Source organism: Vibrio sp. 9-16B-A1, assembly GCF_056726165.1.
Map to the genome: position 1 here is coordinate 169,694 of NZ_JBSDZD010000007.1, position 15,654 is coordinate 185,347.

The window sequence follows — 15,654 nt, forward strand, 5'->3', positions numbered from 1 at the left end:
GCTTATGACCAAACAGACCCATAATCTGGTAATGCCCGCGTTTGGCGCAGATATGGCCACCGGCACATTGATAGAGTGGCAGGTAAAAGAGGGCGATGAGGTTAAGCGCGGTGATGTGGTGGCGGTCATTGAAACCAACAAAGGCGCGATTGAGCTCGATATTTTCGAAGATACCGTAATTGATACCCTGCTGGCACAGGTTGGCGATGAAGTGCAAGTCGGCACGGTGATCGCCCGTCTGCAGGGGCCGGGTCCGGAGAGTGATAATGAAATGGCTGTTGAGCCGGATAGAGCAACGCAGGCAGAGGAACCGGTCACTGAGCTGCTGGTTAGTGTTACTGAACAGCCAGTGGTGAGCACAGCTGCAGGTTCGTCTTCATCCTTCGTTCCTGCTTCACCCGCAGCCCGTTATCAGGCCACGGCACTGGGGCTTGATCTTGCTGAACTTGCCGGGAAGAACGGCAGGCCGGTTACTCTGAGCGATTTTCCGGGATATGAAGCTGAGAGAAGAGTGCCAGAGCCGAAAACAAAACCGGTTCAGACAGAGCCGGATACCCGCCAGATGATGCGCGATGCGATCAGCGATACGGTGACTCTTTCGAAGCAAACCATTCCTCATTATTACCTGACTCATCGTCTCGACGTGACGGCACTGGTGGCATACCTCAGTGAGTTTAATCAGGACAGGCCGCCACAGGAGCGGGTATTACTCGCAGCACCCATGATGTGCGCGATTGCGCACCTGTTAGCGGAGTCTGGACAGCTTAATGGGCTGTATACAGAGGGAGGCTTCACGTCTTCATCTGTGGTGCACCTGTCACATGCCGTCAATGTCCGTGGTACGGGGCTGATCATGCCGGTAATACGCGATGCTCACCTGATGGACGCACCAGCGATGATGGAGGCTATTACCCGTCAGGTGACTGAAGCGCGCCGGGGTCGTCTGCCGCTGTCTCAGCTCACCGGCGGGACCTGTTGCGTGAGCAGTATCGGTGAGCGCGGCGCAGAGCAGATGCTGCCGGTTATCCTTCCTCCTCAGGTGGCGATCATCGCCCCAGGCAGCCCTCACCAGGAGGCGCTGGTTATTGATGGCGAGGTGAAAGTGCGGGATGTGATCACCTGCAGTCTGGCCGCCGATCACCGCGTAAGTGACGGCCATATCGGGGCTAAGTTCCTCTATCAACTCAACAAGCTGTTACAGCAACCGGAGCGTTTATGGACAGAGAGCAACTACACCAGCTGATCATCACTCAGCTGACAGACATTGCCCCGGAACTTGAAGGCGAAGTTCTGGTGGAAAACGAAGATATGCGTGATGCATTTGATCTGGACTCGATGGACTTTCTGAATCTGGTGACAGCGGTGAGCAAACAGACCGGCATTAACGTACCGGAAGTGGATTACCCGAAAGTACTGACCATTCAGGGGATGCTGGATTACCTGTCAGACAGATAACCCGGCGCAGGGCCGGGTCGTCAGGATAAGGGGGACAGAAGGCGTCAGTAGCTTTTCTCTTCCAGACGGTGATAGCGGGGCAGCATGGACTCATTGCCAAGCAGACCGCCCTGGTGGATATAGAGCAGAGTTTTGCCCTGTTGTTCCGGCCACCAGCTTTGCAGGCAGCGCCACATCAGTGGGTCGTAGAGCAGGTCAAACTCGATGTAGGTCTGATCGCTGAGCTGTTGCCAGATCTGATAATCCTCAGAGTAGAGGCGGGCAAAGTAGTGTTTTTTACCCAGACTCAGGATCGTTGGGTGATCCTCTTCGCCCAGTGAGCGCCACTGTTCGGTCAGGTACTCATCACCGCCGACACAGGCACAGGTCACTACCTGAATACCACAGGCTTTAAGATGCTTGTGCAGGTAGAGCGAGGTCGTGCCTGTTCCTGAAGGGAGGGCGACCACCAGTTCTGTTACGCGTTTGGACTGAGCCCAGCATTTGATCTCCTGAGCCAGCTGTTTTACCCCTTCCTCGGCCAGCGGGCTGCGCGCACCTTCTTCCAGTACCAGGCAGCTGTTGTCCGGTTTGCGTACTGATTCTATGTATTCTTTCGGGTGGTGCTGGTGGCCTACTTCAATGACGTTGGCATCCAGCTCCAGTGCGGCCCGGTAGTTGCCGTTTGGCTGGGCTTTCAGCCAGTCAGGAATGTGAGAGACGTAGAATTCCAGTGCCCAGCCTTTGATTTTTGCCAGGGTTGCCAGTGAATAGAGCGAGTTCGCCTGGGCTGAGCCGTAGCAAATCAGGGTCTGGATTTCTGGCATGTCCGCTTCAAGCAGGGTGGCGAGCTTACGGGCTTTATTGCCACTGAACTGGGAATGGAGCAGATCATCACGCTTTAAGTAAAACGCGGTCTGGTTAAAAACGTGCTCAGTAACCGGGCTGGCGGAAAGTTTCATAACTGGGTGATGGTGGAAAAACAGGCCGCATAGCCTAGCAGTCTTTGCTTATTGAGAAAAGAGTTTGGTTTGCTGCGAAAAGTGTCTGCGAAATTTGAGTCAGCCCGCAATCGTTATCTCTTCTTTTCGCCAACAGTCAAAAGCGCGTCTATGGTTAACAGGAGCACTGAAAGAGTGGGAGTAAACATGGCGGAGCTTACCGATAACAAATTGATCAGGCTGATTAAATACGCTCCGGCCCTCATCGTTGCCATGTTTACCCTGTTGTGGGTAGGGCTTGGGATCAAAGACAGGGTGAACAGCTCTGCCGCCGACCTTAATGCGCTTTATCTGCAGCATCAGGAGCAGCAGGAATCACTGTTAAAAGCCCAGGTCGGGCATGTTGCCTCTCAGATCGAATATGCCCGCTCAAAAACTGAGCAGGAGCTTAAAACCACTATCAAACAGCGTGTGCGCGAAGCCCACGCGATTGCCTCCCGTATTTATGAGCAAAACCGTCACCTTTCTGAGTCTGAAGTCACCGCAATTATTACTTCAGCACTGAGAGATATCCGTTTTAATAATGGTCGTGGATACTTTTTTATCTATAAGTCCAGTGGTATCAATGTGATGCATCCGTTGCTGCCCCATATCGAGGGGACCTCAATGTGGGACTTTAAGGACGTCCGTGGAAGTTATGTGGTACGCGAGCTGGGCCAGCAGGTAAAAACCAAAGGCGAGACTTATCATCGCTGGTGGTTTGTTAAACCGGATAACACAAACCAGGAGTTTGAGAAGATAGGCTTTGGCAAGTACTTTGCGCCTTATGACTGGTTTATTGGTACCGGAGATTATGTGGTGGATGTCGAACGCGACATTCAGCAAAGGGTGCTAGAATGGGCGCGTGAGCTTCGGTTTGGTAAGTATGGTTACGTGTTTATCTTCGGCCCGGGCGGGGAGATCCTGGCCCATATTGATGGCTCACGGGTTGGGATAAATGCGCTGGAACGGGGAAATCCTCAAATCCGGCAGGATGTGCAGCAGTTGCTCAGTGCTGATGGTGAGTTTGTCCGCTATAAAGCCGATTACCTTCCCCCGGGTGTGACATTGCCGGACAAAACCAGTTATGTCATCCGTTTTCCGGCCTGGGACTGGGTGATAGGCAGTGGTGTTTACGATCAGGAAACAGAAGCTTATCTGCTTGAACTGTCACAACGGGCAGAGGAAGGTTACCGGGCGGCGCTTGTCAGGATGGGTGTTATCGGAGGCGTCACTACGGTGATGATTGCCCTGTTGTCACTGGGGCTGAGCCGGATCATTGCCAGGCGTTTTGAGCGTTTTCAGCACAGGATAAACCAGGACTTCAGCCATCTTCAGGATGCCAAAGAGCAGCTGGAGCATATGGCGCTGCACGATGCCCTGACGGGCCTGCCAAACCGGGTACTGCTTAACGATCACATACGTCAGGGGATAGAAATTTCGAGAAAGAACTACCGTCAGCTGGCGGTGATGTTTGTCGATCTGGATGACTTCAAAAAGGTCAATGACCTGTACGGTCACACAGCCGGTGATGAGCTGCTGGCGGAAATCAGTACCCAGTTTGAATCCCGGCTGGAAGATGGCGATATGATTGCCCGGTTTGGCGGGGATGAGTTTATCTTCTGCTTCCCCTGTCTGGACAGCCTGACAGAGGCAGAAAAGAAAGTGGAAATGATCCAGCAGGTGTTCAGCCAGCAGTTTGTTATTCAGGGTAAAGTGATGCTGGTGACCTGTACTATCGGCGTCTCCATGTTCCCTTCAGATGGCGATGAGCCTGAAGAGCTGATCAGTCGTGCGGATATCGTTCTGTACAAATCCAAGGCCCGTCAGAAAGGGGATGTGCTGTTTTTCAACAACGAGATCAACCGCCAGGTCCAGTATGACTTTCTGCTGGAGCGCGAACTCAGTCATGCGGTGGAAAGAGAAGAGTTGTCTGTACTTTATCAGCCACAAATTGACAGCCAAACCGGAAAACTGTGTGGTGTAGAGGCATTGTTGCGCTGGCATAATCAGCAGCTCGGGCATGTTTCTCCGGCCGAGTTTATCCCGGTAGCGGAAGATACCGGGCTTATTGATGAGCTGGGTATGTTTGTGCTGGACCGGGCGTGTAAGGACATCAATCAGCTCTTCCCCTGTGGCGAATCCCACATTACGCTTTCGGTTAATCTCTCACCGGCTCAGATGCTGGGGCGCAGTTTTTTACCCCGACTTCAGGAGATTGCTCAGCAAAACACAATCAGTTGTGAGCGCCTTATTCTGGAGATCACCGAGAACGTGTTCATTAATGACCTTGCTACTGTCACTCCGGTCATTGAAGCCATTCGTGAGCTGGGCTTCAGTATTTCGCTGGATGATTTTGGTACCGGGTACTCCTCGCTGAGTTATCTCAGTAACCTGCCTATCAATGAAATCAAGATAGACCGCAGCTTCATCGACCAGATGCTGAGCTCTGCCCAGAGTGACTCACTGGTGAAAGCGATCGTCGCGATTGGACGCGCTGCCGAGATGAAGGTCGTCGCAGAAGGGGTGGAAACCCAGGCGCAGTACGATGTATTACGCAACTACGGTTGTGACATTGTACAGGGCTATTTCTTTGACCGGCCATTAACCCTCTCCCAGCTGAAAAGCCGATATACACCGGACGGCAGTCTTAGCCAGTAGTGCACAAGGGTGGGCTTCTGATTAAAAAGAAGGCAAAAAGTTAGTTCAGTGCAAAATATTGACTAGGCTATTAATAGTGAAACTGACTGACCGGAGCCCTCGTGATTTGGAGCAAGCTGCTACTGATAACCTGTGTGGTTGCCACGGTAAACTTCTGGGCTGGCGCACCGCTGAGCGCTGCGGTGATAACCCTGGCCTGTACCCTGGTGCTGTTGGCCTGGTTTTATCGCACGGTTTCTGAAGCCTGTGAAAGTAAAGTCCGGGAAAACTGCCGTTATGACCGCGAATACCTGCTCCTGCTGTGTGAGCAGTACCTGCCTTTGCTTCAGCACAATCTTAAGGATGCCAGCTGGCAAAGTGAGCATGCAACAGAGCACCTTATCAAACTCTTTACCCGGTTAAGTCAGCTGCTGAATGAGCCTGAAACCAGCAAAGGTGGTGAGCCGGAGGGGCGGGTACGCGAGTTGATCAGCGAAATTATTACTGAGCTGCAGTATCAGGACAGGGTCAGCCAGATCCTCAGCGCCAGCGTCCGTGCCAGCGGTGAAGCGGAAGTGCTGCTGAGCCACTACCTGAGTGGCAATGATGACCAGCCTCCGGATCTCAAAGCGGTTTTGCATGAACTGCAGCAACCTGTGCTGACCGGTTGTCACCGCCGGTCACATTCCCGCAACGACAGTGATGAGCCGACATTTTTCTGAATACGGAGTGTTTTGATGAAGACAGTAACAAATGTGGCTTGTTCCGGTTCTCTGCATCCGAAGGAGTGTATTTCTGGCTGTACAGGGTACTGCCATGCGTAACTCTATGACGCAGCCTGAGTTTGAACGGGTTTGCTGTCTGTGCGATGAGCACACGGGAATCAACCTTTCCCTGGAAAACAGGAACATTGTTTTCAGTCGCCTGATAGGTCGTCTGCGGGCGTACGATATGACTCATTTTGGTCAGTACCTGGAGTTCATTGGTACTGAGTGTGGGCAAGAGGAACTTGGCATCTTTATAGACAAAATGACCACCCATGTGACCCGTTTTTTCCGTGAGCCTGAGCACTTTGAGTTTCTCCATAGATACTGGATGAAACGAAATCCGCCTTCCCGGAAGCTGTCGGCGTGGAGTGCAGCCTGTGCCAGTGGTGAAGAAGCCTACAGCATAGGCATGGTGCTTGACGATATTGCCGGAGATCAAAACTGGCATGTATTGGGGACAGATGTATCGCCAGTTTCCGTTGCGTCAGCTCAGCAGGCTTGTTTCCCGACCTCTGCTTCTGAATGTATCCCACCGGAATGGCGAAACCGTTATTGCCTGAGAGCGGGTGGGGAGGAAGAAAGCCGGTTTATTTTCAGGCCTCAGTTTAAGAAAAATCTCACTTTTATGGTTGATAACCTGTTTTGCTCCTGTTCTGGTGGTCATCAGTTTGATGTGGTCTTTCTGTGTAATGTTCTGAACTATTTCAGTGATAAGAGACAGCAGCAGGTTTTGGACAATGTTATCCAAAGATTACGCTGCTCCGGCCTGCTTTTTGCCGATGATGCCGAAACTCTTTGTTATCACTCTTCCACCCTTAAAATGTTGCAGCCTGGCGTATACAGGAAAATGGCGTGACATGATGGGGGATTTTTCTGCGCGTTTTTTTTAAAAATTGTGTCTAAAGTGTCGATAAAAATTCAGGGCGCAATATAATGCTGGCTCTGTCATGCATCTGCTGGAAAAAATGGCACTAATCAAAGAAAACAGGGTCATACTATTTTGCTGCTGAAATGCGACAGCCTGGCGGGGAAACCAACCGGGCGACAAGATATTTATTTTAATCAAGGGGATTGAAGTGAAGTTAACTTCGAAACATTTGTGGGGCTTATTTGCCATCGCTATCCTGCTGCGTCTTATCACGCTGGGTCTGTATCCGCTGATGGATACCACCGAAGCCCGCTACGGCGAAATGGCGCGGATCATGGTGGAAACCGGTAACTGGCTGACACCATTTACCGATTACGGCGTACCTTTTTGGGGCAAGCCTCCGATGTTTACCTGGCTGAGTGCGGTAGGCATTGAGCTGATGGGCCTGTCTGAGTTTGCTGTGCGTATGCCACACTGGCTGGCTGGTGTAGCGACTATTGCTGTAGGTGCATACTTCTGTAAGCGTGTGGGTATCAACCCGCTGGTGTCGGCAGTAGTGATGTCAACGACTGCTCTGTTTGCTATCTCTGCCGGTGCGGTTATGACTGATATGGCGATGACCCTGTATCTGGCAATGGCGATGCTGGGCTTCTGGCTCTGCTGGCAGGGGGAAGAGAAGTGGGCTTACTTTGGTTTCCTTGGTCTGGGCCTGGCGCTGCTGACCAAAGGTCCGGTAACAGTTGTGATCTTCGGCCTTGGCGTGTTCCCGTTTATGGTGATCCAGCATGGCTTTATCGGTGCTTTCCGTGAGCTGTGGCAGCGCTTCCCTATTGTCAAAGGTCTGATCCTGATGTGTATCGTTGCCGTGCCATGGTATGTGATGGCTGAGCGCGCGACCCCGGGCTTCCTGGACTACTTTATCGTTGGCGAGCACTACAAACGCTTTATGGTACCAGGCTGGGACGGTGACCTGTACGGTAACGCCCACGATGAGCCACGCGGCATTATCTGGTGGTTCTGGCTGTACTCTGCTGCACCGTGGTCGTTTTCCCTGATCATTATGGCCTGGACCCGCCGCGCACAGATCAAAGAGTTCAATGCCACTCACCCTGCGCTGCTGAGCTTCCTTGTGTGCTGGATGATTGCGCCAATGATTCTGTTCTCGTTTGCGGGCAACATTCTTCCTGCGTACGTGCTGCCAGGCATCCCTGCGGTTGGCCTGCTGATGGCCTGTTTTATCCGCGGTGATGAAAAGTGGTTCAGTAAAGTTGCCATGATTGTACCGGCGTTGCTGATCTTTGCGGTGCTGTTTATTAATTTTGTATCGGGCAACGAGCGTAGTGATAAAGGCGTTTACGCGGACTATGAAGTCGGTGTGCCGGTTTATTATGTGGGCAGCCGTCCATTTTCTGGCCAGTACTACACTCAGGGCAACGCTCTGTATTACAAAGGTGCACAGGATCTGGAAGGTCACGAGAAGGGCTTCTATCTGGCTGGTGATCCTGATCGTTTGCCGGGCTGGGTTGAAGCTAAAGGTCTGAATGAGCGATGCACCAAAGAGGCAGAGATTGAACGCCGTACTCTGTATCGCTGTCAATGATCAAAATGATCAGTAAGCAGCGATTGTTCCAGCATCGTCTGGTGCGGTTCGCGTTTGTAGGCGGGGTCGGCTTTCTGGTCGACCTGGCCGTTTTCAGCCTGTTGCTGGAAGTGCTGGGCGTGGAAACCTTTGTTGCGCGGGTCATTGCGTTTATCTGCGCGGCAACCGCAACCTGGTTTGGTAACCGCACCCTGACCTTCAGTGACCGTCAAAAGGTCAGCAAACGCAGTCAGTGGAAAAAATCGCTGGTGGCGTCAAGTTTCTCAGCCCTGCCTAACCTAGGGGTGTTCAAGCTGACACTGATGATGTTGAGCGGTCAGACGATCGCATTTGGCGGCCTGGACCTGGTGCCTTATATCGCTCTGGTGGTGGGTATCCTGGTCGGCATGGTCAGCAACTACTTCCTGAGCTCGAAGTGGGTGTTTGCGGATAAAGCGAACTCATAACGAACGCTAACTCATAACTAACGTTTAGTGATAAAAGAAAGGCCAGCGTTTTGCTGGCCTTTCTTTATTTTCGGTCCTGGGTCCTGGGTCCTGGGTCCTGGGTCCTGGGTCCTGGTTTTCCGGGTTTTACCCTGCGAACCGCTATCTCGCCTTCCGCTTCTGGCTTCCGCCGTTAAATCCACCTTTGTTGCCGGAGCCGCCTTTATTACCGCCTGGCTTTCCTGCCGGACGCGGGCCTTTGCCCGGACGATTTCCTGAAGAACTGTTTCCGGCCGGGCTGCGTGAGCCTGGCTTCCCGCCTGTTCCTGGTCCCTTACCTTTTGGTTTACCATTCTGGTTACCGTCGCGGCGGATATCCGGCTGATTTGGGTGTTTGGTGGCGAAGCGGTTAGAGCCGTGTCGGCCGGACTTACGTCGTTGAGCCGGGGTCTGGGCCTGCTTGTCTTCTGCCGGCACCAGGCAGCCAGGTTTGTCGCCGATCAGGTGTTTTTTGCCCATATTGATCAGGGCTTCGCGGATCAGTGGCCAGTTCAGCGGGTCATGGTAGCGCAGCAGGGCTTTATGCAGGCGGCGCTGACGTTCGCCTTTGGCAACCGGAACCACTTCACGCTGTTTGTACTTCACCCGTTTGAGCGGGTTGGTCTCTGAGTAATACATGGTGGTGGCATTACACATCGGAGACGGGTAGAAGTTCTGCACCTGGTCACACTCAAAGTTGTTGGATTTGAGCCACAGCGCCAGGTTGAGCATATCTTCATCTTCAGTACCCGGGTGGGCAGAGATAAAGTAAGGGATAAGGTACTGTTTTTTGCCCGCTTCACGGCTGTACTTTTCAAACATTCGTTTGAACTCGTCATAGGTACCCATACCCGGCTTGAGCATCAGGTCCAGCGGGCCTTTTTCGGTGTGTTCCGGGGCGATTTTCAGGTAGCCGCCCACGTGATGGGTAACCAGCTCTCTGACGTACTCTGGCGAGCGAATCGCAAGGTCATAACGCACCCCGGAGGCGATCATGATTTTCTTCACCCCTTTCACCCGGCGTGCGGCACGGTACAGGTCGATGGTCGGCTGGTGATCGGTATTGAGTTTATTACAGATCCCCGGAAACAGGCATGACGGACGACGGCAGTTCGCCTCGGCTTTAGGATCCGAGCAGCCGAGGAAGTACATGTTGGCACTCGGGCCGCCAAGGTCAGAAATGGTGCCGGTAAAGCCCGGAACCTTATCACGGATCTCTTCAAGCTCACTCAGAATGGACTCCTGAGAGCGGTTCTGGATGATACGCCCTTCATGCTCGGTGATAGAACAGAAAGTACAGCCACCAAAACAGCCACGCATGATGTTGACTGAGGTCTTGATCATGTCATAAGCCGGAATTTTGGCTTTGCCGTATTTCGGGTGCGGTACCCGGGCGAAAGGCAGGCCGAACACGTAGTCCATCTCTTCAGTGCTCAGCGGGATCGGGGCCTGGTTTACCCACAGCTCGCGGTTACCGTGGCGCTGTACCAGCGCACGTCCTGAGTGAGGATTGGTTTCAAGGTGCATCACGCGGGTGGCGTGAGCATACAGAATGCGGTCATTGTTGAGTTTTTCGTATGGCGGAAGGCGCACGACAGTGCTGCCGGCATCGTGGCGTGACGGCTGAACCTGAACCGGTTTGGCTTCGGCCTCCGGGCTTTCTTTGCTGACGGCGCACTCTTCTTTGATTTCATACGGATTGGGTGCCACAAAGGCTTTGCCTGGCTTTTCAATGCGTGAAGAGTCGATGACTTTGTACTGTGCCGGGACCTCAGCAAGGTTTACTGCCGTACCGCGGATAAAGCGCAGTGACTCAATGGGCTCGCCATCGGCCAGACGGTGGGCCACTTCAATCAGGGCACGCTCTGCGTTACCAAACAGCAACAGGTCGGCTTTGGCATCAAGCAGTACAGAGCGGCGAACTTTGTCTGACCAGTAATCGTAGTGCCCGATACGGCGCAGGCTTGCTTCAATGCCGCCAAGGATGATCGGGGTCTCTTTGTAGGCTTCCCGGCAGCGTTGCGAGTAAACCAGCGTCGCGCGGTCCGGACGTTTTCCGCCTTCGTTGTTTGGGGTATAGGCATCGTCATGACGCAGTTTGCGGTCTGCGGTGTAGCGGTTGATCATCGAGTCCATGTTACCCGCGGTGATACCAAAGAACAGGTTAGGTTTACCCAGCGCCATAAAGTCGTCTTTGTTTTGCCAGTCCGGCTGGGCGATGATCCCGACGCGAAAACCCTGTGCTTCCAGAAGGCGGCCGATAATCGCCATACCAAAGCTTGGGTGGTCTACATACGCGTCGCCGGTCACTATGATGATGTCACAGCTGTCCCAACCCAATGCATCCATCTCTTTGCGGCTGGTGGGTAAAAACGGTGCTGTTCCGTAGCACTCAGCCCAGTATTTTGGATATTGATGAATGGGGGTAATATCGCTGTGCATTTTTTGACCTCTGTAAAGCAAGGCGGGAATTATAGCGGCATGCGGGGCCACAAGCCAGCAATTAGGTGGCAGGGCTTCCCTTATCTTGTTGAGTCGTTTGTAAAATAAAGATAACAATAAGATTTTATTCGCAAAACTGGCCTTTCATCACTCGATTAATCGTCAAAATCTGCTTGAATTATAACTATGAGAGTAAGTGAAGAGTATGTAATTGCATTCTCTGCCGGTATGGGGATAAACAGCAGTGAACCAAACTGTCCAAAATGTATTGCAGGCCATGTCTGATGCCCGGAGCCAGAGAGGTGAGTCCGGGTATGATGCTGTGCACTGGAGCTGGGAGTCTGACGGGGACAAACTGGAGTTTGAACCCGGAAAACTGAGCAGCCTGCTGGCGGTTGAGGACATGAATGGCTTTGCAGATTTTCTGCCCCTGCTGACTGCGCCGGATCGCCAGAAGATGCTGGAGCGGCTTAAACGTTCCCTGGAGTCGGGCAGTGAAGAGGGGCTGCAGACTGCGCTGGTGACGCCCCAGACACAAACTCTGATTTATTGTTACTGGCATTTCAGCCGGGTGTCTGACAATCGTCTGGAGGGCTATGTCAGGCCCGTATTTGCAGTTTCTGATACAGGCGTGGCAGCTGAGCTGTTTCAGCACCTGTTTGACAACCCACATCACGGGGTGGTGGTGACAGACAGCAATACCCGCATCCTGGCCTGTAACAGCTATTTCAGTCGAAAAACCGGATACAGCGTAGAGCAGCTTCTCGGACAGAAGACCAGCCTGCTCAATGCCGGAAAGCATGCCAAAGGCTTTTTTGATGAAATGTGGAGTCATGTCCATCGTGAAGGCTTCTGGAGCGGGACAATTCTGTCCCTGAGGGCTTCCGGTAAAATTGAACCTCAGGAGCTGACTATTCAGAAAGTCGAGCTGGAAAGCGGAGAGTGCTATTACATCGGTTTTACCGTAGACCTTACCCATCACCTCTACCGGGTGGCGGATAAAGAGCGTGGGGGCATTGAGATGCTCACCCAGCTTCCTAATCAGTCTCAGTTTGTTGCCAGGCTGCAGGATCTGGTTAAAGAGAAGCACCCGCTCAGTAATGTTATCGTGATGTGTTTTACCGCAGATCCTGAAGGGGCGGATGAGCTGGAGCTGCGTCAGTCCCTGTCTGGCGCGATTGTCGAGACCGAATCGCGCTATCTGTGCGGGTACCTTCGGGACAACCTGTTTGTCGCTGCGCTTCATTGTGAAAAGGGTCCGGGGAACGTCCGGCTCATTCACAATGAAATAAAGTCCTTCTTCCAGTCTGTGAAGCGTCACGGAGGTGATGATATTTACACCCGGGTGATCAACGGCCGGATAGGGGTATCCGTCCTGGGTTATGATACCGCCAACCCGAAATCACTGGTGACTCACGCGACTCAGGCCATGCTGGAGCAGCACTCTTCCAAAGGGTATAACATCAGCTTTTTTGACCGTAATATTCATAAAGAGGCGGTAAAACGGAAGAAGCTGGAAGAGGCGCTGGTGCTGGCGATTCGCAATGATACCCTGCGTGTGTTTTATCAGCCGATCGTTTCGACGGTGGACTGGCAGGTGGTCAAGTTTGAGGCCCTGTGCCGTTTTCCTGAACTCAATGGTGAAGCATACCCGGTGCAGGATCTTATCAGCCTTGCTGAAGACCTTAACCTGATTACCAGCATCGACCGCTGTATAGGTACAAAGGCACTCAAAGAGTTACCGGTTATTCAAAAACACTTTGGTGCCGGGACCGGATTGACGATCAACCGTTCACTGAATACCAAAATCAGTGCCCAGCAGGTGCTGACCAATGCGCTGCACATGATAGAAAACTCCGATGTGGACCCTTCCAGTATCACTATTGAACTGACCGAGAGCGCCTATTTTGCCAGTGAAGAGAGCCATATCGAAGCGCTGCAGACCATGCGTCAGCGGGGGGTTCAGATCGCTATCGACGATTTTGGCTCGGGTTACTCTTCGTTCTCATACCTGTGTGACGGTCATTTTGATTACCTCAAGATAGACCGGGAATTTGTTAAAGATATTGTCGTGGGCAGTAACCGTTACTTTATCGTTAAGAACCTGGTGGCGCTCTCTCATACCCTTGGTGTAACTGTGGTAGCGGAAGGGGCTGAGAGCATCAAAGAAGTGGAAGTGCTGACAAGCCTTGGAGTGGATTGTATTCAGGGCTATTACTTCTCCCATCCGGTCAGTATTGAGGATATTGAAAAAGCGCGTTATTACACCCGGAAAATGAAAGAGTTGCGTCCACTGGCGGTGCCGCCCCGGGGAGCGGGGATCCTGACCCTGTGTGATTTTTCCGTGCCGTCTCTGGAGCCTTCCACCTCGCTGGATGAGGTTAAAAAGATCTTCACCAACACAGACTTTGATGCCCTTCCGGTACTCGATGACGGCAAATGTGTGGGGTATGTGGACCGGGAAACCTACATGCTCCACCTTTCTCCAACACTGGGGACCAAACGTGAAACTCAGGCTGACCTGAGTATTCTTAAGCGCAAAGTAGCCCAGGTTCAGCGGGTAGATTACACCCAGTTGAGTGACAGCGCAGAAATCAGCCAGGTTTCCGGACTGGTAAGGCGCAAGGCCAAACTGCCCTGGGTGATCAATGATCAGGCCGGGCGTTATATCGGGATCGTTTCAGTACGGCAGTTGCTCGACTACTACGCCAAATAGGTCAGTTTCCCAGGGCTGAACCCGCGAACCACGTTCCACGAACCACGCAACCAAAAAAGGGAGCTAATAAGCTCCCTTTTATCTGAACCGAATATTTTACGGATGCATAGGTACCAGCACCATAGTGCCGATGATCACCGTAATAAGCCCCGCCAGTACCGGTACAGAAGTACGTTTTACCACTTCAAACGGACTGATTTTCGCCATACCGGAAGTCGCTACCACTACGCCCGAAACAGGAGATATGGTACGGCCCAGGTTGGATGCCTGCAGCATAGGGATGATCAGGAACGCAGGGCTCAGACCCATTTTCGCTGCCAGGCTTGGTGCCAGCTCAACGAATGCGTAGAAAGGTGCGTTACCTGAACCGGTTGCAATCGCGGCCGCAACAGTCAGACCAGTCAGCAGCAGCATCAGTGCGATACCGCCTGCACCGGCTTTTTCTGCCAGGCCGATCAGGTTGTCGATAGCACCGATAGACATCAGGCCCTGTGCGAACACGCCCGCGGCAACCAGCAGCATGACAACGCCTTTAAATGCGTCACCCATACCGGCCCAGCATGCGTCCAGGTCTTCAAGGGTCTTCTTACCGCTGAATTTATTGTGGATGAAGTCAACCAGCGCTGCGACGAAGATCGAGCCAACTACGATGGTGTAGATGTCCAGGTAAAGACCTTCAATGGTTTTACCGTTAAACAGGAACACGCCGATGATTGGCAGGAATGGCAGTACTGCGTAGAAAGCAGGCGCATCTGCAGAAATCTCTGAGATGTCCATTTTCTCCATTGGGGTGTTTTCTTTTTTATCCAGGTATTTGTTCCAGAAGTAAGCAGCGGCTGCCATCACTACGATTGCACAAATAGAAACCGGAAGTACGGTTTGCACTGCAAATACGTCCAGAGACATACCGGATTTTTCTGCAGCGATAACCACGTCACCAGAAGTCGGAGACAGGATGATTGCAGCAGGAGAGGCACACACAGCTACTGCGGCAGGGCGGGAGATACCCATTGCGGTCATCATCGGGAACAGGGTTGCCATCAGCAGCACGCCCAGACCGGTTGCGGAGCTCACCGCCAGAGACATCAGGCAGGCAACAATGTAGGCCGCAACCAGCAGAACGTAAGGTGACTTGATGAAAGCCAGTGGGCGTGAAAACTGTTTTACCACGACGTTGTTAGCGCCCATGTGAGTCATGTAAGACGCAAAGCCACACAGCAGCATGATCTGCATACCCAGGCCGCCGCCACGGTATTGCAGCATGTACTTCACGTACTCCATCGAGTCAGAAACCATGTTTCCGGTCGAAGCCACTTTGGCTGGCAGGATAGTGTGGCCAAGAAGACCGGTGATAAGAAGAAGTGCGATACCTGCAGTGAGGAGTACACCAGCAGCGCGATAACCTTTGACGATAAAGTAGCCGACGGCAATAGTGACGATCAGGCCAATAAGTAACTCTAACATCTGATTCCCTGTTCAAATTATTACAAAATGTGACAGGAACTGTACAAAAGATTTCATTCTGGCACGAGGTTTACCTGACATATTTATGATCTGAGACAAACTATTGCGCTGAATATAATCAGCGGCAATTAATACTGCCTGCGTGCAGTTTTGATTGTTATACATTCTGGTTATCAATGTGTTTTCAGTATATGAAGCTGCTGTGCAATTCTGGTTTGTGTATCGTTGTTGTCTGGTTGTGTTGCGCCTGGTTTATTGGGTGGGTGAATGGTTTATGGA

General features: G+C 52.4%; 11 protein-coding genes. 8 read left to right on the forward strand and 3 right to left on the reverse strand.

Annotated elements, in window-relative coordinates:
* The first annotated feature begins 4 nt into the window (after positions 1 to 4).
* Both ACVB80_RS13310 and ACVB80_RS13315 read left to right on the forward strand, forming a co-directional pair.
* The gene (locus ACVB80_RS13310; protein WP_481081772.1) at positions 5 to 1,243 is read left to right on the forward strand and encodes a dihydrolipoamide acetyltransferase family protein; all 1,239 of its coding nucleotides are present in this window, start codon (positions 5 to 7) and stop codon (positions 1,241 to 1,243) included.
* Positions 1,216 to 1,455, forward strand: a complete 240-nt coding sequence (locus tag ACVB80_RS13315; RefSeq protein ID WP_481081773.1) for an acyl carrier protein — start codon at positions 1,216 to 1,218, stop codon at positions 1,453 to 1,455. The genes ACVB80_RS13310 and ACVB80_RS13315 overlap by 28 nt, the downstream gene beginning before the upstream one ends.
* A gap of 44 nt (positions 1,456 to 1,499) precedes the next feature.
* On the opposite strand, the gene ACVB80_RS13320 is transcribed toward ACVB80_RS13315, so the two are convergent.
* Positions 1,500 to 2,396, reverse strand: coding sequence for a pyridoxal-phosphate dependent enzyme (locus ACVB80_RS13320; RefSeq protein ID WP_481081774.1), 897 nt, complete (start codon positions 2,394 to 2,396; stop codon positions 1,500 to 1,502).
* A gap of 186 nt (positions 2,397 to 2,582) precedes the next feature.
* Here ACVB80_RS13320 and ACVB80_RS13325 point away from each other — a divergent pair, with 186 nt between their 5' ends.
* The 5 genes from ACVB80_RS13325 (at position 2,583) to ACVB80_RS13345 (ending at position 8,735) form a co-directional block, all read left to right on the forward strand.
* A complete protein-coding gene (locus ACVB80_RS13325) occupies positions 2,583 to 5,075 on the forward strand; it encodes a bifunctional diguanylate cyclase/phosphodiesterase (RefSeq protein WP_481081775.1) in 2,493 nt (830 codons plus the stop codon).
* A 101-nt stretch (positions 5,076 to 5,176) separates the two neighbouring features.
* Complete coding sequence (locus ACVB80_RS13330; RefSeq protein ID WP_481081776.1) at positions 5,177 to 5,776, forward strand: hypothetical protein; 600 nt, start codon at positions 5,177 to 5,179, stop codon at positions 5,774 to 5,776.
* Positions 5,777 to 5,870: 94 nt separating this feature from the next.
* The gene (locus tag ACVB80_RS13335; RefSeq protein ID WP_481081777.1) at positions 5,871 to 6,677 is read left to right on the forward strand and encodes a CheR family methyltransferase; all 807 of its coding nucleotides are present in this window, start codon (positions 5,871 to 5,873) and stop codon (positions 6,675 to 6,677) included.
* 220 nt (positions 6,678 to 6,897) lie between these two features.
* Positions 6,898 to 8,289 (forward strand): ArnT family glycosyltransferase, encoded by a 1,392-nt coding sequence (locus ACVB80_RS13340; RefSeq protein ID WP_481081778.1) that lies wholly within the window; start codon positions 6,898 to 6,900, stop codon positions 8,287 to 8,289.
* Between the two features lie 5 nt (positions 8,290 to 8,294).
* The gene (locus ACVB80_RS13345) at positions 8,295 to 8,735 is read left to right on the forward strand and encodes a GtrA family protein (protein ID WP_481081779.1); all 441 of its coding nucleotides are present in this window, start codon (positions 8,295 to 8,297) and stop codon (positions 8,733 to 8,735) included.
* A gap of 141 nt (positions 8,736 to 8,876) precedes the next feature.
* Here the strand turns inward: ACVB80_RS13345 and ACVB80_RS13350 are convergent, their stop codons facing one another.
* Entirely contained in the window at positions 8,877 to 11,195 is a 2,319-nt protein-coding gene (locus ACVB80_RS13350; protein ID WP_481081780.1) for a YgiQ family radical SAM protein, read from the reverse strand.
* A 244-nt stretch (positions 11,196 to 11,439) separates the two neighbouring features.
* Between ACVB80_RS13350 and ACVB80_RS13355 the strand changes: the two genes are divergently transcribed.
* Complete coding sequence (locus tag ACVB80_RS13355; RefSeq protein WP_481081781.1) at positions 11,440 to 13,911, forward strand: EAL domain-containing protein; 2,472 nt, start codon at positions 11,440 to 11,442, stop codon at positions 13,909 to 13,911.
* 96 nt (positions 13,912 to 14,007) lie between these two features.
* Here the strand turns inward: ACVB80_RS13355 and dcuC are convergent, their stop codons facing one another.
* On the reverse strand, positions 14,008 to 15,375 hold the full coding sequence (dcuC, locus tag ACVB80_RS13360; protein WP_481081782.1) for an anaerobic C4-dicarboxylate transporter DcuC: 1,368 nt from the start codon (positions 15,373 to 15,375) through the stop codon (positions 14,008 to 14,010).
* Positions 15,376 to 15,654 lie beyond the last annotated feature (279 nt).